Raw genomic sequence first — 1,247 nt, 5'->3', positions numbered from 1 at the left:
AGAGAGCCAAAAAAAATTTGAATTATCATTTCAAAGAAAAGAGGCAGACAGAGCTGAATTTAGGAAGCTTTCCTTTGAATATATTAGTACAGTGAAACTGACTTTAAAATTTCTACTTATAAAGTTGTCTAATATTGAAGATGAATCGTGGGCATATTTAGTACTTAGATTCTCAAATGAAGTGCAACAGAGATTAAATTATTGGAAGGAAGCAAGATGAGCTAGCATTTTGCTTCCGACCGACCAAAGTCAAAGTTGCATCATGAACTATACTCATCTTACCCAAGAAGAAAGATATCAGATTTATACATTATTACGTGAAGGTTTTTCTAAACGTCATATCGCTTGGAGACTGAATCGTTCACCTTCAACCATTTCTAGAGAAATCAAACGTAATCGAGCGAGAAATGGCTATTTTGCTAAACATGCCAATAAAGTAGCTCGAAGACGGCATTGTCCTAACCCTAAAAGAATTCCTTGTGAAATGTGGACACATGTCATCTCTTATCTTGATCTTCAATGGAGTCCTGAACAGATCGCTTCTTGTGTTGCAGTCAGTTTGCATTCAATTTATCGCTTTATACGGCAGGATAAAAATAAGGGCGGTACACTCTTTCATAACCTACGTTTCAGAAATCAAAGAAAGAGGAAATATGGCTCTCCTGAAACCCGTGGTCAGCTGAGTAATCGTAAAAGCATTCATGACAGACCTATTGAGATTGAGCAGCGGACTCGCTTTGGTGATTTGGAAATAGACACAATTGTTGGTAAGAAGCATCAGCAATCATTGGTCTCTATTGTAGATCGGAAGACAGGTTATTTATGGCTGAAAAAGTGTAGCTCACGCAAGGCAGAGGAAATTTGCCAAACAACCATCAGCCTTCTTGAACCGATCAAAGATCAGCTAAAGACGATTACTGCAGATAATGGTAAGGAGTTCAGCCTACATGAGTATGCTGCTCAAGCATTAGAAATAGACTGGTATTTCGCTGATCCCTATAGCGCTTGGCAACGAGGCACGAATGAAAATACAAATGGCTTAATCAGACAATATATTAAAAAAGGCAGTAATTTAAACGCCTATACGGATGAATATATCTCAGAAATCACTCAACGTTTGAATCATCGCCCAAGAAAAAGACTCGGCTTTAAAAGTCCGAGTCAGGTATTATGGCAACAACATGGTGTTGCACTTCAAATGCTAATCTAAGAAACAATAAAACCCTCTTTTTAGAGGGCTTTATTCA

1 protein-coding gene and 1 pseudogene are annotated in these 1,247 nt (G+C 37.9%); both read left to right on the top strand.

The annotated features are described in order from the left end of the window. A pseudogene (locus tag BFN00_RS16065) lies at window positions 1-220 on the top strand (hypothetical protein); the annotation flags it as partial. Between the two features lie 42 nt (window positions 221-262). Beyond that, on the top strand, window positions 263-1,210 hold the full coding sequence (locus tag BFN00_RS13965) for an IS30 family transposase (protein ID WP_071852173.1): 948 nt from the start codon (window positions 263-265) through the stop codon (window positions 1,208-1,210). Window positions 1,211-1,247: the final 37 nt, after the last annotated feature.

This window comes from Acinetobacter sp. AR2-3, assembly GCF_001878775.1.
In the GTDB taxonomy this organism is placed as follows: Bacteria; Pseudomonadota; Gammaproteobacteria; order Pseudomonadales; family Moraxellaceae; genus Acinetobacter; species Acinetobacter lwoffii_D.
This window is presented reverse-complemented; position numbering and strand designations above follow the sequence as displayed.

Bases quoted from the DNA above. Each gene is read 5' to 3' on its own strand.
- BFN00_RS13965 (WP_071852173.1), top strand. From the start codon at position 263: ATGAACTATACTCATCTTACCCAAGAAGAAAGATATCAGATTTATACA.